Annotated in this window: 16 protein-coding genes and 1 riboswitch; of the genes, 5 read left to right on the forward strand and 11 right to left on the reverse strand. The window is 66.6% G+C overall.

Translation table 11 applies throughout. The features are described from left to right. Positions 1-417: 417 nt before the first annotated feature. Together AC5RUJ_RS02815 and AC5RUJ_RS02820 are read right to left on the reverse strand one after the other, a co-directional pair. Complete coding sequence (locus AC5RUJ_RS02815; RefSeq protein ID WP_494023449.1) at positions 418-846, reverse strand: DoxX family protein; 429 nt, start codon at positions 844-846, stop codon at positions 418-420. A gap of 256 nt (positions 847-1102) precedes the next feature. After that, complete coding sequence (locus AC5RUJ_RS02820; protein ID WP_494128055.1) at positions 1103-1717, reverse strand: GyrI-like domain-containing protein; 615 nt, start codon at positions 1715-1717, stop codon at positions 1103-1105. Positions 1718-1789: 72 nt separating this feature from the next. On the opposite strand from AC5RUJ_RS02820, the gene AC5RUJ_RS02825 reads away from it, so the two are divergent. Together AC5RUJ_RS02825 and AC5RUJ_RS02830 are read left to right on the forward strand one after the other, a co-directional pair. After that, positions 1790-2539 carry a M50 family metallopeptidase gene (locus tag AC5RUJ_RS02825; RefSeq protein ID WP_494023451.1) on the forward strand — a complete coding sequence of 250 codons (750 nt, stop codon included), beginning with the start codon at positions 1790-1792 and terminating at the stop codon, positions 2537-2539. Positions 2540-2747: 208 nt separating this feature from the next. Next, the gene (locus AC5RUJ_RS02830) at positions 2748-3050 is read left to right on the forward strand and encodes a DUF4193 domain-containing protein (protein WP_493979582.1); all 303 of its coding nucleotides are present in this window, start codon (positions 2748-2750) and stop codon (positions 3048-3050) included. 54 nt (positions 3051-3104) lie between these two features. On the opposite strand, the gene AC5RUJ_RS02835 is transcribed toward AC5RUJ_RS02830, so the two are convergent. The 3 genes from AC5RUJ_RS02835 to AC5RUJ_RS02845 form a co-directional block, all read right to left on the reverse strand. Then, entirely contained in the window at positions 3105-3755 is a 651-nt protein-coding gene (locus tag AC5RUJ_RS02835; protein WP_494128054.1) for an SDR family oxidoreductase, read from the reverse strand. Between the two features lie 208 nt (positions 3756-3963). Next, positions 3964-4785 (reverse strand): family 1 encapsulin nanocompartment shell protein, encoded by an 822-nt coding sequence (locus AC5RUJ_RS02840; RefSeq protein WP_494128053.1) that lies wholly within the window; start codon positions 4783-4785, stop codon positions 3964-3966. Beyond that, positions 4782-5252, reverse strand: a complete 471-nt coding sequence (locus tag AC5RUJ_RS02845; protein ID WP_494023454.1) for a ferritin family protein — start codon at positions 5250-5252, stop codon at positions 4782-4784. Before AC5RUJ_RS02845 ends, AC5RUJ_RS02840 begins: the two co-directional genes overlap by 4 nt. A 454-nt stretch (positions 5253-5706) precedes the next feature. Here AC5RUJ_RS02845 and AC5RUJ_RS02850 point away from each other — a divergent pair, with 454 nt between their 5' ends. Further along, positions 5707-6063 (forward strand): hypothetical protein, encoded by a 357-nt coding sequence (locus AC5RUJ_RS02850; protein ID WP_494128052.1) that lies wholly within the window; start codon positions 5707-5709, stop codon positions 6061-6063. Between the two features lie 97 nt (positions 6064-6160). On the opposite strand, the gene AC5RUJ_RS02855 is transcribed toward AC5RUJ_RS02850, so the two are convergent. The 3 genes from AC5RUJ_RS02855 to AC5RUJ_RS02865 form a co-directional block, all read right to left on the reverse strand. After that, a complete protein-coding gene (locus AC5RUJ_RS02855; RefSeq protein ID WP_494128051.1) occupies positions 6161-7951 on the reverse strand; it encodes an HNH endonuclease signature motif containing protein in 1791 nt (596 codons plus the stop codon). Positions 7952-8236: 285 nt separating this feature from the next. Then, entirely contained in the window at positions 8237-9757 is a 1521-nt protein-coding gene (locus tag AC5RUJ_RS02860) for an MDR family MFS transporter (protein WP_494128097.1), read from the reverse strand. Positions 9758-10139: 382 nt separating this feature from the next. Beyond that, positions 10140-11048 carry a C40 family peptidase gene (locus AC5RUJ_RS02865; protein WP_494001689.1) on the reverse strand — a complete coding sequence of 303 codons (909 nt, stop codon included), beginning with the start codon at positions 11046-11048 and terminating at the stop codon, positions 10140-10142. 3 nt (positions 11049-11051) lie between these two features. Further along, a riboswitch (cyclic di-AMP (ydaO/yuaA leader) is annotated at positions 11052-11216 on the reverse strand. A gap of 249 nt (positions 11217-11465) precedes the next feature. Here AC5RUJ_RS02865 and AC5RUJ_RS02870 point away from each other — a divergent pair. Next, the gene (locus AC5RUJ_RS02870; RefSeq protein WP_494101705.1) at positions 11466-12398 is read left to right on the forward strand and encodes a LysR substrate-binding domain-containing protein; all 933 of its coding nucleotides are present in this window, start codon (positions 11466-11468) and stop codon (positions 12396-12398) included. 128 nt (positions 12399-12526) lie between these two features. Here the strand turns inward: AC5RUJ_RS02870 and AC5RUJ_RS02875 are convergent, their stop codons facing one another. Further along, a complete protein-coding gene (locus AC5RUJ_RS02875; RefSeq protein WP_494128050.1) occupies positions 12527-13888 on the reverse strand; it encodes an MFS transporter in 1362 nt (453 codons plus the stop codon). Beyond that, positions 13885-14955: an MBL fold metallo-hydrolase gene (locus tag AC5RUJ_RS02880; RefSeq protein ID WP_494128049.1), complete on the reverse strand. Its 1071-nt coding sequence runs from the start codon at positions 14953-14955 to the stop codon at positions 13885-13887. Before AC5RUJ_RS02880 ends, AC5RUJ_RS02875 begins: the two co-directional genes overlap by 4 nt. A 300-nt stretch (positions 14956-15255) precedes the next feature. On the opposite strand from AC5RUJ_RS02880, the gene AC5RUJ_RS02885 reads away from it, so the two are divergent. Beyond that, a complete protein-coding gene (locus tag AC5RUJ_RS02885; RefSeq protein ID WP_494128048.1) occupies positions 15256-16719 on the forward strand; it encodes an aldehyde dehydrogenase family protein in 1464 nt (487 codons plus the stop codon). Positions 16720-16723: 4 nt separating this feature from the next. On the opposite strand, the gene AC5RUJ_RS02890 is transcribed toward AC5RUJ_RS02885, so the two are convergent. Then, positions 16724-17530 carry a Crp/Fnr family transcriptional regulator gene (locus AC5RUJ_RS02890; RefSeq protein WP_494155587.1) on the reverse strand — a complete coding sequence of 269 codons (807 nt, stop codon included), beginning with the start codon at positions 17528-17530 and terminating at the stop codon, positions 16724-16726. Positions 17531-17675 lie beyond the last annotated feature (145 nt).

Raw genomic sequence — 17675 nt, forward strand, 5'->3', positions numbered from 1 at the left:
GCGGGCGTTCAAGGCGGGCCGCCGCCGCTTCTGATGGCCGCCTGACGCTATACGCCGCTGCACGCCCGGCGCGGGTCGCCGTGCACAGGGGCCACGCGGCCTGACGTGTTCCGACAACGAACCCGCCGCCCGCTGCTCGCCTCCTATCCTGCCCCAGCGTCTGCGGCGGAACTGCGCCACCGGTCGCGCCGGTTCTGCGCCACCACCGGTTGCGCTGGTTATGCGCCAACGGCTGCGGCCGGAGACAGGAAAAACGGGCAGGTGCAGCCTTTCGGCTGCGCCTGCCCGTTTTAGTTCGGACGTCCACTTGATCCGGGGTTGCCCGTTGCGGTTTCCGCCTGTTCCGGCGGTTGCCCGCTGGGGTGTCCGCCCGTGCCGGGGGTTACCCGGCGAGGTTCGGCCGGGCCGCCTGGGAACTTAAGCCAGGGGGGCCAGCTTGGTCTTGCCGAAGACGGCGCGGTCCACCGAGATCCGGCCGGGGCCAACCAGTGCCAGCGCCAGCGCTGCGGCGCCGAGCAGCAGCACCAGTTCGTAGCCGCCGCCGTCCACGAAGACGCCGGCGGGAGCGTGGACGAGCACCAGGGCGCCGAGCATGTCCAGCGTCAACAGGGCCGCCACGAGCCGCGTCAGCAGGCCGAGGATCAGGGCGATGCCGCCGGCGAGCTCCAGGCCGGCCACGATCGGTGCGGCGATGTTGGCGGCCGGGACGCCCATCTGGCCGAAGGCGGCCTGGGTGCCGGCGATGGTCCATTCGTTGAACTTCTGCCAGCCGTGGGCGACGAACAGGAAGCCCAGGACGACGCGAAGAACTGTGCGTGCAGTGGTGGTCAAAGCGGAGTTAGTCATGATGTTTTCACCGTTTCAATGGTCAGAGGATCGGCCGTCTGGAACGAGCGATAAGCATCAATAACTTGACGCTTCAATCAAATATTGACAGCAATTATGTTGAAGTGTCAACTTTTGGTCCCGTGTCTGACGGTGCGAGGCGGGCAGCAGCCCAAGCTGGCCGGACCGCACGGGCTGGCCGTCCCAAGCCCCAGCTGGCCGGACCGCACCGGCTCGCCGTCCCGAACCCCCACGGGATGCCGCGGTGGCCGAACACTTAGGCACGGCGGACCGGTTGGCGCAGGATCGTCCTGAGCTTGGCCGGTTCGGTCTTGCGCGGGTCGCCGAGATAGATCTCGTGGTGGTGCCCGTTCGGTTCCAACTCGTTGGCCGGTAGGAACTCATCCCTCAGACGGGTCAAGACCGGTCCTTCGTCGTCGTACGCACCCACGTGCATGACCTGGGCGCTTAGTCCCTCGTCCAGCCATCCGTGCCGGAGCGATCCCACCGAGGGAAGACCCTTTGTGGCTGCCGCCTGCCGCATCGCGTCTTCGATGTGTTCCGGCTGCAGCCAGTCAGGCTGGCGGATCATCATCGTCCACGACCACTCGTCCTTGGCCCGCCGGGTGAAGGCGGTCATGTCCTTCGCCCACCAGAGGCCTTCCAGCGGGCCGACGACATAGTCGCGCCCGAGTTGCTTCTTGCTGGTGAACTTCAGCGTGTAGGACACTGCGTATAGGGCCTCGACCGCCCGCAGGTACCCGTCCGCCGTGTTCGGATCGCCGTGGCCGTCCGCCTGCAGGAACTGCATGGGCGGCACGGTAACCAGCTGGAAATCCTTGCCCGGGGCGTACAGCTCCTTTTGGTCCTTCTTGAAATCCAGCTTGTCCATGGGGCTTTCCGGTGGTGGGCAGCGGGCAATGTGGTCTAGTTATATCGCGTAGTCACGGATGAAACGAGGAACATGCTGCAGCAATTCGCCGCCGAATGGTGGACCAGGATCACCGCCGGTTTCATGCGCGGTGAACCACTCCAAGCCGGAGCGCTGGAGCTGGCGGTCATCCTGGCCGCGGCGCTGCTGTTGTCGGTGCCCCGAGCAAGCTGGCGGTATTTCGGGTTGTTCGTCACGGCGGTCCATGAACTTGGACATGCCTTCGCTGCGCTGGCCACGGGGCGGCTGGTGCGCGGAATCCATTTGCGGTTCGACCAGTCCGGCGCCATGATCAGCCGCGGGGCGGGCCGGGCATCAGCGGCCTGGACCGGGTTCTGGGGCTACCCGGTGCCCGCGCTGGTCGGGGCGGCGCTGGTGTGGGCCGCCTTCAGCGGTTGGTCCGGTGCCGCCCTGTCCGTCAGCGCGCTGCTGCTGCTGGCCACGCTCCTGTTCATCCGGAACCTCGAGGGCGTCGTCATCGCCGTGGGGTTGGCGGTAGGTGCTCAGCTGCTGGTGTGGTTCGCGCCGGTGGAGTGGCTAGGGCACCTGACGCTCGCCATCGGCGTCGGGCTCCTGGTGGGGGCCGTGCGGGACTGGCTGAATCTGCTGAGCGTGCACACCCGGCGCCGGCACCAGCTGGCCAATTCCGACGCCTTCATCATGGCGCGCCGGACCGGGGTCCCGGCCGCGCTCTGGCTGGCCGGGTTCGCGGTGGTCATCCTGCTGTGCTGGGCGGCTGCCGTGGCGACCGCGGCCGCTGTCGTCCCGCTGGCGATTCTGTAACGGATTCCCGGTCCCCTCGGCCTTCTGGAGTGGCCCTGCTCACAGCAATGTCATTCGCCTTGGGGTCCGAAGGGACCGCGTCGGTGCACGGGAATTATCGCCGTGTGTGAGACGTTGTTGACCGATGTTGAAATCTGTGGAACAGCAGCTATGATGGGCGCTCGCAGATAGGTCAAAACAACGAGAACTTCAGGAGTTTTAAACCCGCATGGCAACCGATTACGACGCACCGCGCAACAAGGACGACGACAACAATAATGAGTCGCTCGAAGCCCTTCAGGCTCAGCGCTCCGGTGGTGCGAAGACCGCGCTGATCGACGTCGAAGACTCGGACACCGCCGAGGGCATCGATCTGCCCGGTGCCGACCTCTCCGGTGAAGAACTGGTGGTTCAGGTTGTTCCTCCCCGTGAGGACGAATTCACCTGTGGCTCCTGCTTCCTCGTCCGTCACCGCAGCCAAGTAGCCCGCGAAAAGAACGGCGAGAAGTACTGCCGCGACTGCGAAGGCTAAATCCCCAATCTTTCGAACCCCGCGCTGGGACCAGCGCGGGGTTCTGTGGTTAAATCACACGCTTCGGACGGCCTCGCGGATCGGCGTGCCGCCGTTGATGAACTCGATCACCTTGCCTGCAGTGGCAGGAACGGCCAGCACTTCGGCCGCCACCATGGCAACGTCTTCGCGGCTCACTTCACCGCCAGGAGTACCCGGTCCGGCTTGGATCTTCCCGGTCGCGGGCTGCAACGTCAACGAGCTCGGCCCCAGGATCGTCCAGTCCAGTGATGTGGACTTCAAGTAGTCGTCCGCGGCGGCCTTGGCATCGGCGTAGGGGAAGAACGCGTTGTCCTCCGGCACGCCGTGGTTCTTGCCGGCGCCCAGATAAGACACCATGATGTAGCGCTGCACCCCGGCCGCCACGGCTGCGTCCATCGACCGGATGGCCGCGTCCCGGTCGACTGCATAGGTCCGGGCTGGATTGCCTCCGCCAGCGCCGGCCGACCAGACGACGGCGTCGTGGCCGCGCAGTCGGTCTGTCAGGTCGTCGGTGGTTGTCTTCTCGACGTCGGCGATCACCGGCACCGCACCCGTTTCCCGGACATCGGCGACGTGGTCCGGATTGCGGATGATGGAGCTGACTTCATGGCCCTGCGCGGTGAGGATGCGGGACAGGTGCAGCGCGACCTTCCCGTGGCCCCCGAAAATGGCAATGCGTGACATAAGGTTCCTTTCGGTGTCGTCCATCCCAATCTAGGCACGGAGTCAGGTGGCGGCCAATGGCCGGCGTCCTTGACGGTGACGGCGCCCAGCCGTCGCCCGGCCTGATTCGGTGGCTGCTCGTCGCCGCGCTGGCTCCCCGTTGACGTGCGTTCGGCGGGTTGGTCCGCTGGTTAGGCCGCCGCGAGCCCGGCCCTCCGATTCCGCCGTCTTAGCCGTCGCTGCCGGTGAGATGGATACCGGCTTCCGGCGTGGCCACCCGGAAACTGAAGGACTGCTCGATGTACAGGTAGACGAACTCTTCATCATGCCGGTCGTAGCCCACCGAGAGGTCCTGGCCCGATTCGAACAGGAAATCGCCGCCGCGCAGGCTCATCACGATGGCCCCGCGGACTCCCGGCGCCCAGACAATCGGACCGCCCAGCAACTTGCGCAGGTGCTCGGACAGCAGATACCCGCCCCGCTCGGTCGCCTCCACCACGGCGGTGTAGTGTCCGGGGCCGAGGGCCAGGCCGAACGGACCTCCAATGCCGGCCTGGAGCAGCGCCGAGACGGCCTTGGCAACACGCTTGGGGTAGTCATTGAAGTCAGTCACGCGGGGCACCGGCGAATGCGGGGTCGCGCTCGTGACCCCCTCAATGCCCACCTGGCGCCAGCCATGGAATACGGCCGCGTTCTCCGCAATGGCAATCTGCATTGCTGCCTCGGCCAGGTCCGTGAGGTCCACATCGGCCGCACCCCGGTCATGGTCAAGCAGTTCCAGCCGCGAAACCTTGAACGGTGCGCGCATCTCCACCAGGGGCAGCACCCCGCGCCGTCGCGTCGCCACGCCGTCGGCCAGGGCCGGACCCGTGATGCTTTCGGTGCGGCCAAGGTTTGTCGCCGAATACTCCCAGCCGAATGGACCAGCGAAATCCACCATTTTGCGGGCCCCGAGCGCAACGGTGAGCCGCTCCCTGGCCTCCCGGTCCAGCAGCGCCCAACCACCGTCGGAGATGGGGGCGTGCTCGCGCAGCAGGTGATCCATGGTCATGAGAAGTCCTCCTTGAGGCTGCCGATTCCCAGGGACGAATCAGAACCGGCTCGCCACCGGCGAGGGTCCGTACGACGTGCCGCACCCGACGGAGAGCGGCCCACCGGCCCGGATGCAGGGACTGCAGTTTCGTCGGTGCCCGCAGCGGTGCCGGCAGCCGTTGCTGCCTCGGCCGCCCCGCCGTTGGCCACAATGTCGCCGTCCTGAAAGAGGGTGCCCCGGGCGATCTGGCGCCATTTCGGTTTCCTGCGCAGGAGAAACTCCAGGTCCATGCTGAAGTGCTTGAACTCCTCCGCCAGGGAATCCTCCATGATGGCGACCGATTCCGGGTCCTTCTCCAGCGACATCCGTTGTGCGTACCAGCCGATGGCCTCGGCCTCCTCTGTCAGGTTGGCGCACATACGCGCAAAGGTCCGCGTCTCGGCGGAGAGCTCTGCGGCGGGTTCGTGGTACTGGTCAAAGCCCATCTGGATTCCTCCGTGAGGTTGTGCCTCTTTGCCAGCGTAGCCACGGCCCCGCTGGCTGACTACCTTTGACGGGCGGAAGGCCCGGGAGTGCGGCCTGGCTACCGTATGACCGCCAGGCGTAGCCATAGATCGGCCGAACTGCTGCGTTCTTGTCTATTTCTGGCCGGCCCGGATCGGCCATCTTCCGGGCGCTGGGATTGCCCCATCGCGTAGGGCTTCTGCCGGTGAAATCCGCGCTAGGCCTACGCAGTACACCGGAAGAATCCATGAAGAACCACAGGGACGGCCCGTCGCGGCCGGCGAGTTCACGGCGGACCGCTAGGGACGGCCCGGCGCGACCGACAAGTCCACGGCGTACCGCTAGAGAACGGCCCGGCGACGCGGACGCGTTATCGGGAACGCTACCGCGGCATAGTAAAGTTGCAGGGTGATTCGCCGAAACTCCGCCTTGCTCATGCTGCCACTCGTCGCCCTGCTTGCCACCGGCTGCGCGCAGGTCGAACAGGCCGCCTCCGACGCCGTCGACCAGGCCGCCAATTCCGCTTCCGAGGCCGTGAACCAGGCCGCGTCCAACTTGGCCAACGCAGCGGTCGGGGAAGCAGTCAAGCAGGTGTGTGCCCCGATTCAGGACGGCAGCATCGGTGAAAATGAACAGGAGATGCTCGCTGGTCTGGTTTCTGCCGCCGACGCAGCCGGTGTTCCCGCGGAGATCACAGGGCCGATGTCGCAGATCGCCGAGTCCGGCGACCAGATCCCGGCCGACGCCCTGGCCTCCATGCAGCAAGCCTGCGACAACAACGGCGCGGGGTAGTTAGGCAACCAACTGACCACTCCCAAACCGCTCTTGCGCGGAATGGGAAAGCCTGTGGGGCGCCAGGGCAGCCGGGGGACCGGCGGGAACGCCGCTTTCAGAACGGCGGCGTTTCAGGCTGGGCCGGCCAACCGTCAAATGGACTGGAACTTCTGCCGGGCGGCGCCGTGGCTCCCGCGGCGCTGTCCGCCCCGATATCGAGTTCCGACTGCATCGGGACCTTCGGCGGACCTAAGTGGCCGAACGGCGTCCTGCGGACCGTCGCGTCAGGGTCTAATGGGCCTCCGTCCGGGGGAGGGCTGCCGGACCGACAGGGTTCTAAACCTACTTCGGCCGGCTCCGGCAGGCGTTCGGGCAGCGGCGCGTCTTTCAACCACACGTGGTTGCGGAGCGGCCTTTGAGCCGGGTCGACGCTGAGCGGCGGTAGGAACCAAGGCACGCCCTTGCTCACGGTGACCCGCCAATCTCCCTGATGCAGCAAATGGTGGTGGTGCCCGCAGACCAAAACGCCATTGTCGACAGAGGTCGGACCACCCTTTTCAAACCACTGGATGTGATGCACTTCGGTCCAGGGAGAGGGCGCAGTACAGCCGGGGAAGGCACAACCTCCATCCCTGGCGATGATGGCCAGCCGCATGTACTTCGGAAACAACCGCTGGGACTGGCCGACATCCAGAACCGCACCCCTGCCGGAGAAGATCACCGGGATGATGTCGGCATCGCAAGCTATCCGCCGTATTGCCTTGGCGCTCAGCGGCCCGGAGAAGATGCTGGTTCCCGGACGTCCGACTTCGGAGGCCAAATCCTTGTAGTCGATGGTGACCAGCAGTTGCGGCCGTCGACCGCCGGCCGCTGGTAGAAGATCCGTGGTGAGAGCGATTTTGCAGGCACCAATGAGGCCGTCGAGCTGCTTCTGCTGCCGGGTACGCCCGTCCTCTACCGTCGCATCAACTAAAGCATCCGCTCCGCTGTCTCGAGCATCCGTGTCCGGGGTTAAGACCTCGTCGTCGTTATCGGAAGCGCCGTTCAATCGGGAGGCCGCATTTGGTGCGTCAACCGCGTCAAATCCTACTGCCCCGGCCGTGGCCGTCCCTTCCCTCAAACGAGGGTTGGTGGCGGTGTTGTAGACGGTTGCAAGAACTTCATTCTGTTCGTCGGTGGCGTTGATTTCGTAGCAATGTAGGCCATTGCGCCGCCCGCGATAGAACAGGCCCTGGCGTGCTTTGAGCTCGGCTGGCCCGAGATCGGCGCCGGCTGGGTTGAGGCCGCCTTCCCAATGCCGGATCAGCAGCCTGAGCGAGTCGGTGTCGTAATCGGAGGCATGCTGAACCAGTGCCTCTTCCATCTTGCGGAGCTGCTCCGGCTCGGCGGTGCGACGCAGCCCATCGACAGCCCTTCGGATCAGGGTTGCGGCCTGACCAGAGACCATTCCATCATCCATTGCACGGGCGAGCACCGGCAGCCTGGGCGACACAACAGGCTTACCCGGGGGCGCTGGGCGGACTTCGGTGGCTTCCGCGAGTTGGAAGCGTCGTGCAGCCTCCTGCCGGGCAATGCCCAACTTCGCCCGCAGATAGTCTTCGTTCGATTTGTAGGCGCCGCGCATACGATGATTCGGTGCCTCGGGGTCATGAGGCTTGTCTGTTTCCCCAACGGCGGCGATGTTTTGCTCTTTGATGATGCCCGCCAGAATCAGCTGGGTTTGACCAACAATGTTGGCCAGCTCTTCAACCTCTGCCGCCGTCCGGGCCACCGACTTGGTACTGCGTGTCAGCCCGTCGTTCCGAAGGCGATTATTCAGTTCGCTGACCTCGGCGCGGATCCGGGCCAGCAGGACGGAATCGTCCTGCCCTGCCCCCGCAGCCTCATCCAGCACCTCGATCGCCATAAATACAGCCTATGAAGCCCTCGAACAGGGTAGGGGAACCAAGGGTCGGCATGTGGATGAGCAAGCGCGCGGGGCTGGCTGTGGAGAAGAAGTGGATGGGTGCTCAGGCACGGGCGTCGAGAGTCAAGCGATCTCGATGTGTGCAGTCCCGACATCAACGGCTCAAGCAACCGGATCTCGACCGGCTGGGGTGGAAGGAGCTCGGCCGGCTATGTGCAGCTGGGCTCCGCAAGCACCGTCAGCGCGCGACCGGCCCGCCCTCCCGGGCCCGCCCAAACCCCGTCGTCAGCGGGCGACCGGCGCGCCCTCCACTGAAGCCGGTTCGCCGGCGGGCTCCTCCACCGGTTTCCGGATGAAGAACGCCGCCGCCACGGCCACGATGGAGATGAGGGCTCCGGCCAGGAAAGCCATCCGCACTCCGCCTGCCACCGCGGTCGTCGTTGCCGCACCTTCGGCGGAAAGAACGGCCGCCTGCATGGACATGACGGTGACGAACATGGCGGTGCCCGCTGCCCCGGCCACTTGCTGCACCGTGCCGATGACGGCGCTTCCGTGCGAGTACAGCTGCCGCCGCACCGACCCGAGACCAGCGGAAAACAGCGGCGTGAACAGCAGCGCCAGGCCCACGCTGAGCACGATGTGCGCCGCCAGCAGCGTCAGCGCGGCGGTGTCCTCGCTGACCGTAGAGAAGAACCAGAGCACGGTGCTGACCACCGCCGTTCCCGGCACCAGCAGCACCCTCGGGCCGAACTTGTCATAGAGCCGGCCGACGGCCGGGGCGAGCAGGCCCATCAGCAGCCCGCCCGGCAGCAGCATCAGCCCGACCTGCAGCGGCTCGAGCCCCAGAACCTGCTGCATATATATAGGGAGCAGAATGATGGTGCCGAACAGTGCGGCCATGCTGACAGCCATCAGCCCGACGGACACGGAGAAGTTGCCGGAGCGGAAGGTCCGCAGGTCCAGCAACGCCCTGTCCGAGCGCTGCAGCCGAACCTGACGGAGCAGGAATACCAGCAGCCCCACGCCGCCGGCCGCAAATGCAACCCACATGGCGGCACCCGTGCCCGGCCCCGCCGTCGTTGTTCCGTGCCCGGCGCCGACCTGGCTGAGGCCGTAGATCAGCCCGCCGAAGCCGATGGCGGAGAGCGCCACGGACGGCAGGTCCAGCGGCACCGGCCGGGGCTCGGTCACGTTCTGGATCCGCCGGTTGCCGACCGCCAGCATGGCCAGCGCGATCGGCAGCACCAGCCAGAACATCCAGCGCCAGGACAAGGTGTTGAGGATGATGCCGGAGATGGTCGGGCCGATGGCCGGCGCCACTGATATGACAATCGAGACGTTGCCCATCGTTTTGCCGCGGTCCTCGGCCGGCACCAGGTTCATCAGCGTGGTCATCAGCAGCGGCATCATGATCGCGGTGCCCGACGCCTGGACCACGCGGGCCACCAGCAGCACCTCGAACCCCGGAGCCAGCGCGGCCAGCAGCGTTCCCGCGGAGAACAGCGCCATCGAAGCGGTGAAAACCTGGCGCGTGGTGAAACGCTGCAAAAGGAATCCGGTCACCGGGATGACCACGGCCATGGTCAGCATGAACGCCGTGGTCAGCCACTGCGCCGCGCGGGCGCTGATGCCCAGGTCGTCCATCAGGTCGGTCAGCGCCACGGACATGATGGTCTCGTTCAGGACCACCACGAACGCAGACATCAACAGGATGCCAATCACGCGGCGGTTCCGGCGCGACTCATCAGCCGTCAGCCCGCTGCCGCGGGCGGGTCCGGGCCGTGCCGAGGCTCTGTTCGTCGACATATTTTTATTCACGGGGAGATCCTCGCGTGGAAATCGTGCTGTTGGGGGCGGCCGGAAACAGCCCAAGAAGGCCGGGCGCAGGCGGAGTAACAGCTTAACCTGCCCCCGCTGACTCCTATTCCCGGCGGTCAACCTCGAATAAACAACGACGCCGGTGCTCGCCGCCGGGCGGGAACCGGCATCTGTGGGGGAGGGGTGCGCGCGGATGGTTCCCCCACCGGTCCCCTCTAAGAGGAGCACTCCCGCCGTAGTTGAAGTGGAGGGAAAGTCGCGCTTACGGGTTAAAAGAGGAGAAGCCCCGCCGGCGCAAGGCCGACGAGGCTTCCCTGTGATCCCGGACCGGCCGTTGGGGGAATAGCCGGTCCAGGAGTTTTGGGGGTGGTTACATCGTGTAGTAACCGGTAACGGGCATGGCGTTCACGTCGTGCACCATGGTGCCCTGGCTTGGGTTCAGGGCGCTGATCATTTTGCCGCCGCCCAGGTAGATGCCCACGTGGCCGCCGCCGTTCTGCACCACCAGGTCGCCCGGCTGCGGGTTGCTGGTCGGGGTCAGGGCGCCGCCCTGGTGCTGGCTGAGGCGGGGGAGGTCCACGCCGGCCTGGGCGTAGACCCACTGGGTGAAGCCGGAGCAGTCCCAGCCTGCCGTGGAGGTGCCGCCCCAGACGTAGGGCGTGCCCTGGGCGGACAGGGCGATGTCCACGATGCTCTGGTTGCCGCCGGTGGAGGCCGGCTTGATGTCGGCGCTGGCCAGCGAGACAGTAGCGGCGTCGGTCGACGCAGCCAGGGTCGTAGCGGCTCCGCCGCCGCCCTGCGCTGCCTGTCCGCCACCGGACTGTGCGGATCCGGTCAGCGCGATCTGGTCGCCCGGGTAGATGATGGAGTACGCGCCGAGGCCGTTGATGGCCAGCACGTCCTGCACATTCTTGCCGTACTGGGCGGCAATCGTGCCCACGGTGTCGCCCGCGACCACGGTGTGGGTGGTGGCACCGGTAGCGGCACCGGCGTCGGCGGCCGAGCTGGTAACGGAAGCGCGCTCCACCTCGAAACCGGCGTTGGCCGGGGCGGCAACGGTGTCCGTTGCATTGGCAGCGCCGTAGGTCGGGACCGTGACATCGGCGGCGGCATTGGCCGGCAGGCCGGCACCCAGCATCAAACCACCGGCGGCTGTGACGACGGCGGCGCCGCGGCCGACGGTTCCGGCGCGGGACGAGACAGCCTGGGACAGACCGGCCACGGTGGTGTTGCGGACCGGGGTGGCACGGTGGCGTGCGCGATTGTTTTTGAGCAGCAAGAAGATACCTCTCCCAATGCCTGCGAGGTAAGCTGTCGGGTTCGGGTGGGAGTCACCCGGCCGTGCGGCAGCGCGGTAAGCACTCCGTACGACTTAACCCCAAGAGCCCCAAGAGGGGCCCAGAATGTGGGTCCCCCGCCTCTGCCAGATGTCTAGCGAACGAACTCGGAAAGGCTGGCAGAGCTAGGCAATACCCTCCGAGGACATCGGCGCATGATCGCCGACGTGCTGAAAACATTACATAACGGTTCGGTAACTGTCCAAGCCCTGAAATTTACCTGTGGATAACCTGAGAGCCATCTTGCGGTCAGGAGCGAGCAACCCCCAGGCGGCCGTTGCACGCGTCCGTCACGATACATCGGGCGCAACAATCGGCCGATTAAGCAGTCGCTGCGGGCTAACTTGTACGCTGGCAGAGTGGTGGACTTCACGCTTAAACAGCTGCAGTACTTTGTTGCAGTCGCTGACCACGGCTCAATCTCGGCCGCCGCCGCCGCCAGCCACATCTCACAGGCGGCGATGTCCCAGGCGCTGACAGAGCTGGAGCGGATCGTCGGCGCGCAGCTGATGGTGCGGCACCGGTCCCGCGGAATCGCCCTGACCGGCGTCGGGCAGCAGTTCCTGCGCGACGTCCGGAGCCTGGTCCGGCACGCCGACGACGTGCAGAACAGCATCATCGAGCGCCAGCAGGGGTTGGTCGGCCCGCTGGCCATCGGCTGTTACAGCACCCTGTCCGCCTTCTGGGTTCCGGTGATCAGCGAACGGTTCATCAAGCCGCATCCGCGCCTCACCGTGACCATGGAGGAAGGCGAGGCCGCCGAGCTGCAGCACCGGATGCAAGAGGGCTATTTGGATGCGGTGTTGACCCATACGCGGCACCTCTTGCCCGGCGTGCAGGCCCGCACCGTCAAGGAAGGCCGGCCCTACGTCCTGCTTGCTGCAAGCCACCCGCTGGCTTCGCGCAAAAGCGTCCGGCTCGCCGAGCTGGCCGAAGAAGACTTCGTCTCGCTGGACATCCCCACCGTGCGCGATAACCAGTTGGTCAATCTGCGGCTGTCCGGGCTGGATCCGAAGATCGCCTGGCGTTCGTCAAGTTTTGAGGCGGTGCGGGGCATGGTGGCGCGCGGCCTCGGCTACACCGTGCTGGTGCAGAGGCCGCCGGGCAATTACAGCTACGACGGGCTTCCCCTGGCCACGGTGGAAATCGACGGGCCGGTCGGCCACAGCGATGTCTGTGTGGCCTACGCCAGCGTCACCCGGCCCAGCCTCAGGCTGCGGGCATTCCTGGACTTTTGCGCAGAGGTCGGCGGCGCTGCGGCGAGCGGATGGGATGAGCACACGACGGCGTGACCCACCCTGGCGGCGCTGCGGCGAGCGGCTGGGATGAACACCCGACGGCGTGATCCCGCTTAACCGCGACGGCGGCCGCTGCCCCGGGCAACGGCCGCCGCATGCCGGTTACGGCACGGCTGGAGGAACTACATGTTCTCCGCGGTCAGGTCCTGGTCCTTTCCTTCCTTGATCGCCAGGATGCACAGCCCTGCGAGGACGAACGCGCCGGCCCAGACTGTCGCCACCAGCCACAGCTCGCCGCCGGCCGCCAGCACCAGCCCGCTGGCGATCATGGGGGTAAAACCTGCGCCCAGCGTCGAGGAGAGCTGGTAGACCAGCGAGGCGCCGGTGTAGCGCATCCGGGTCGGGAACAGCTCGGCGGTGAACGCCCCGAACGGTCCGAAGATCGTGCCCTGGATGACGCCGTTGGCCAGGAACAGCCCGATCGCGAACAGCCACAGCGTCCCGAGCTCCAGCATCCACATGATGGGGAAGGCCAGTACCGCGCCGGCGGCGATGCCGATCAGCATCACGGGCCGGCGGCCGAGCTTGTCGCTGTGCCGGGCCGCAAACCAGATGGCGACGACGGTCAGCGCCGCGCCCAACGCTTTGACGTTGAGGACGCTCGTCCGGTCCAGGCCGACCTCGTCCACCACATAGGAGATGGCCCAGACGGTCATCAGGCCCTGGACGGTGTAGGAGCTCATCCCCACCAGCGTGCCCATGATCACGTTCTTCGGGTACTTCGTCAGCACCTCGAGAATCGGGATCTTTTTCTCCTCGGCCTTGTCCTCCAGTGCAAGGAACAGCGGGGACTCGGCGACCTTGAGGCGCACGATCAGGCCAATGCCCACCAGGACGATGCTGATCAGGAACGGCAGCCGCCAGCCCCAGGTCAGGAACTGCTCGTCCGGCAGCACGGACACGGCCGAAACCGCCAGGGTGGCCAACACCGCACCGGCGGGACCTCCCATGTTGGCGAAACTGGCCGCGAACCCGCGGCGTTCCTTCGGCGCGTGTTCCAGGCCCATCAGCATGGCACCGCCCCACTCGCCCCCGACGGCCAAGCCCTGGACGATGCGCAGGACGATCAGCGCCAACGGAGCGGCCATGCCTATCTGCGCCGTGGTCGGCAGCAGGCCGATCAGGGTAGTGGCCACGCCCATGAGCACCATGGAGGTGATCAGCACGCCCTTGCGCCCCAGCCGGTCACCGAAGTGGCCGAAGATGATCCCGCCGAGCGGCCGGGCGATGTAGCCGACCGCCAGCGTGGCGAAGGAGGCGAAGATCCCCACCGCGGGGTCCAGGTTCACGAAGAACACCGTGTTGAAAACCAGCGCCGCCGCGGTGGCGTAGAGGATGAAATCGTAGAATTCGATGGCACTGCCCAGGAAGCTGGACGCCAGGATGCGCCGCATCTCCGGGGTGTTGAGGCTGGGGACCTTCAGGTCCCCGGGCTGCCTGTCGTTCGCCGCAGGGGCCGACGCCGTCGTCGTGTTATTGCTCATGGTGCAACCGCCATTTCGTCATGATCGGCGACTCCGGTGGCTTCCGGGTCGCTGGAAGAGAAGGAGATAACGTCCAGATCGTCGGGGATCAGGAACGTGCCGCTGAAGTCCTTGCCGTGTGCCTGCCAGACGGCGTCCGGAGTGGTTCCCGGCACCAGGTGGTGCAGCGCCAAGGTGCGGGCGCCGGCCTGCCGCGCGATCGCGACGGCGTCCTGCGGCGAGGTGTGGGACCTGCGGTGGTGGTCCATTGAGGCCCGGGCTTCGTCGGAATCGATGCTGCCGTACGCCCGCTGCACCCAGTCGAAGTCGATGGCCTCGTGCAGGAGCAGGTCGGTGCCGCGGGCCAGCCGCACCAGGTTCTGGCAGGGGGCGGTGTCGCCGGAGATCGTGACCGACCCTTCGGCCGTGTCGAACCGGAAGGCGAAGGCGGGTGCCACGGGCGGGTGCTCCACCAGGGTCGCTGTCACGGTGACCAGCTCATCGCGGTAGATCTCGAACGGCTCCATGCCGGCCGGCGTCGGGTTCTGGTTCGGGTGGTAGCCGATCGCGTCGGGGACCACGATGTCTTCGGCCACGAAATAGTCCAGCGGCGAGGGGCGCAGGGCGTCGATGACCCGGTCGTTGAGGTCGGTGGCGTACGCCTGCATCAGGTGGTGGAACATGTCCCGGGTGCCCGGCGTCGGCAATTGCGGGAAAACGGGCGACGGCGGAACCGTGGCGCGGGGTGAAGCCGGCGGCAATTCTCCCCGGTCGCCGGGTCCCAGAATGCGGATGCTCCGCTGTCCGGGCGTGAGGGTGAACAATCCGAAGATGGCCAGCCCGGCCAGATCGATCGTGTGGTCGGAATGCAGGTGGGTCAGGAAAATCCCGCGCAACGACGAAACCTGCAGGCCTGCTTTCATCAGCTGGCGTCCGACGCCGTTGCCGGCGTCCACCAGATAGACGGCATCGCCGACGACGACGGCGGTGGCGATGCCGGTCCGGCGGCCTGCATTCTCACCGGTCCACCAGCGGGGACCGCCCGCGGTGCCCAGCGTGACGACGTGCGGCTTGAGGGAATGGGTCATGGGTCGAGCTCCTCGGAAGTCTTTCCGCCTGTGGTGCCGGCGGAACCTGAATCCCATGATGCGGCTCACAAACACTTTCGTAAAACGGTAATAACCGACCTACTTAAACGGTTTCACTTATAACGTGGCCGGCCCGTTCGGCTGCCGGCGATCCTCTGCCGGCGATCCTCATCCGCGTCCGTGCCATTGTCCGGGCACGGCGGCGGGAGTAGGCTCCGCCTTATCCGGGCCGCGGGGACGGCCGGCGCTTCGGCTGTGGCCGGCGGCGTGGCCCAGCCACTTCGGAAAGGAATGAGCGCCATGCCCATCACGCGTGAGTTGATCATCAACGGCGAGCACGTCCCGGCAGCCTCCGGCAAGACCACCGAGGACATCGGCCCCTACACGGGCGAACCCTTCGCGACCGTCGCTGCCGCCGGGCCGGAAGATGTCACGCGAGCGGTCGACGCGGCGTCGGCGGCCTTCGACGATTGGGCCGCTACGCCTCCCACCCAGCGGGCAAAGATTTTCCTAAAAGCTGCAGATTTGTTCGAAGAACGGATGCAGCAGGGCATCGAGTTGATGGCCGGCGAGGTGGGCGGCGTGGCGGTCTGGGCCGGGTTCAACGTCCAGCTGGCCGCCAACATCCTGCGCTCGGCCGCCGCGGCCACCACCGCGCCGCGCGGCGACGTGCTGGCCACCGACCTGCCCGGCAAATTCTCGTTCTCCGTCCGGCAGCCCTACGGCGTGGTGGCGGCGCTGTCTCCGTGGAACGCGCCCTTCATCCTGGGCATGCGGGCCATGGCCATCCCGATGGCCGTGGGAAACACCGTGGTGCTCAAGCCCAGCGAGGACGCGCCCCTTTCCTGCGGCCTGTTCCTGGCCGACGCGTTGCTGGATGCGGGCCTGCCCGCCGGAGTGCTGAACGTCATCACGAATGACCGGGCGGACGCGAACGAGGTGGTGAGCACCCTGATCTCCGACCCCCGCGTGCGCAACGTGAACTTCACCGGTTCCACCAAGGTGGGACGCATCGTCGGAACGCTGGCTGCGCAGAACCTGAAGCCTGCGGTGCTTGAGCTCGGCGGCAAAAACTCCCTGGTGGTGCTCAAGGACGCCGACGTCGACTACGCCGTGCAGGCGGCGACCTTCGGCTCGTTCATGAACGCCGGGCAGATCTGCATGTCCGTGGATCGCGTGATCGTGGACCGCAGCATTTCCGAGGAGTTCTCGAGCCGCTTCGCGGAGAAGGTCGCCACGCTGCCCACCGGGGACCCGAGGAAGCAGGACACGGTGATAGGCCCGCAGGTCACGCAGGCCGCGGCGGACCGGCAGTATGCATTGATCGACGACGCCGTGTCCAAGGGCGCGACGGTGCTGGCCGGCGGCGGGAAGGCTGCCCAGGCCGTGGTGCCCGCGACGGTGCTCTCCGGGATCACCGAGGAGATGCGGATCTACGACGAGGAGATCTTCGGTTCGGCGACCACGGTGATGGAGGTGGACGGCCCGGAACAGGCGGTGAGGCTGGCGAACGACACGCACTACGGCCTTACCTCCGGTGTCATCACGGAGAACCTGGCCGAGGGCATCGAGGTGGCGCAGCGGCTCAAGACCGGCATTGGCCACGTTAACGACCAGCCGGTGCTGGATGAACCGATGGCCCCGTTCGGCGGCATCCAGGAGTCGGGCTACGGAAAGTTCGGCGGGCAGGCCGGCATCAATTCGTTCACTGAGGAGCGCTGGATCACCATCCAGCAGAACGGGCACGCGCAGTACCCGTTCTGAGCCGTCAGTCGCGGATGCGCACGGCCGTTTCGCGCATGTAGCGGTCCACGTGTGCGTACGCGTCGCGGGTCAGGGCTTTCCAGAGCTCGACGGCGAGGCGCGGGTTTTCGCTCTCCAGCCGGTTCATGGTTTCGGCCGGGAGGAGCTTGACCCGAACCGGGCCATCGGCGCGCACGGTGGTTTCCTGCCGGTCCGCGCTGCCCAGCGCCATTTCGCCGAACGTCATGCCGGCGCTGAGGGTGGTGAGTTTGACCCTGATGTTCTCCGGCCCGGTGGAGGTGGTGGTGACGCGGCCGGACAGGATGAAATAGACGCCGGCGAAGCGCTGGCCAACCCGGCGGATGAGCTCGCCGTCGTCATAGCTGCGCTCTTCCATCAGCTCCGCGAGCGCGGCGGAGTCCTCCCGGTCGAGCGGGCTGAGCGCAGGGGAGTCGGCCACATCCACGGTGGCGGGCATACAGAGCTGATCGCCGTATCCGGCGATCAGCCGGTTTTCGGCGAATTCGACGGCGGTGCTGCGGGTGGCGAACGACGGCACCGGCCGCCCGGATTCCTCGAACCGCTGGGCCAAGGCGCCCTCGCCGTCGATCATCACCAGTTCGCGCCCGGCGTCCGCGAGCGAGGCGCGAAGCTGCTCCAGCATGTCCAGGGCGACCGGGGCGGTTTCGTCCACCCGGCGCATGTCCAGGATGACGAGTTCCACGGAATCGTCCAGGTCGCTGACCTCGCGCACCATGGATTCCGTGCCGGCGAACAGCAGGTCGCCGTTCAGCTCGATGACGCGGGCGCGGTGCCCGTTGGCGCGCAGCACCTCGGCGGCCTCGTCGTTGCGGCGGATCCCGGACGGGGCGTCGGTGATGTCGTAGCTGGCGCGGATGGCGTTGCGGCCGAGATTGAGCCGTGGTCAGCGACTGCAACAAAGTACTGCAGCTGTTTAAGCGTGAAGTCCACCACTC

The sequence above is a fragment of the Arthrobacter sp. Y3223164 genome (assembly GCF_059091005.1).

Bases quoted from the DNA above. Each gene is read 5' to 3' on its own strand.
- AC5RUJ_RS02815 (WP_494023449.1), bottom strand. From the start codon at position 846: ATGACTAACTCCGCTTTGACCACCACTGCACGCACAGTTCTTCGCGTC.
- AC5RUJ_RS02835 (WP_494128054.1), bottom strand. From the start codon at position 3,755: ATGTCACGCATTGCCATTTTCGGGGGCCACGGGAAGGTCGCGCTGCAC.
- AC5RUJ_RS02850 (WP_494128052.1), top strand. From the start codon at position 5,707: ATGCTGCCACTCGTCGCCCTGCTTGCCACCGGCTGCGCGCAGGTCGAA.
- AC5RUJ_RS02875 (WP_494128050.1), bottom strand. From the start codon at position 13,888: ATGAGCAATAACACGACGACGGCGTCGGCCCCTGCGGCGAACGACAGG.
- AC5RUJ_RS02825 (WP_494023451.1), top strand. From the start codon at position 1,790: ATGCTGCAGCAATTCGCCGCCGAATGGTGGACCAGGATCACCGCCGGT.
- AC5RUJ_RS02880 (WP_494128049.1), bottom strand. From the start codon at position 14,955: ATGACCCATTCCCTCAAGCCGCACGTCGTCACGCTGGGCACCGCGGGC.
- AC5RUJ_RS02820 (WP_494128055.1), bottom strand. From the start codon at position 1,717: ATGGACAAGCTGGATTTCAAGAAGGACCAAAAGGAGCTGTACGCCCCG.
- AC5RUJ_RS02830 (WP_493979582.1), top strand. From the start codon at position 2,748: ATGGCAACCGATTACGACGCACCGCGCAACAAGGACGACGACAACAAT.
- AC5RUJ_RS02885 (WP_494128048.1), top strand. From the start codon at position 15,256: ATGCCCATCACGCGTGAGTTGATCATCAACGGCGAGCACGTCCCGGCA.
- AC5RUJ_RS02840 (WP_494128053.1), bottom strand. From the start codon at position 4,785: ATGACCATGGATCACCTGCTGCGCGAGCACGCCCCCATCTCCGACGGT.
- AC5RUJ_RS02855 (WP_494128051.1), bottom strand. From the start codon at position 7,951: ATGGCGATCGAGGTGCTGGATGAGGCTGCGGGGGCAGGGCAGGACGAT.
- AC5RUJ_RS02845 (WP_494023454.1), bottom strand. From the start codon at position 5,252: ATGGGCTTTGACCAGTACCACGAACCCGCCGCAGAGCTCTCCGCCGAG.
- AC5RUJ_RS02860 (WP_494128097.1), bottom strand. From the start codon at position 9,757: ATGTCGACGAACAGAGCCTCGGCACGGCCCGGACCCGCCCGCGGCAGC.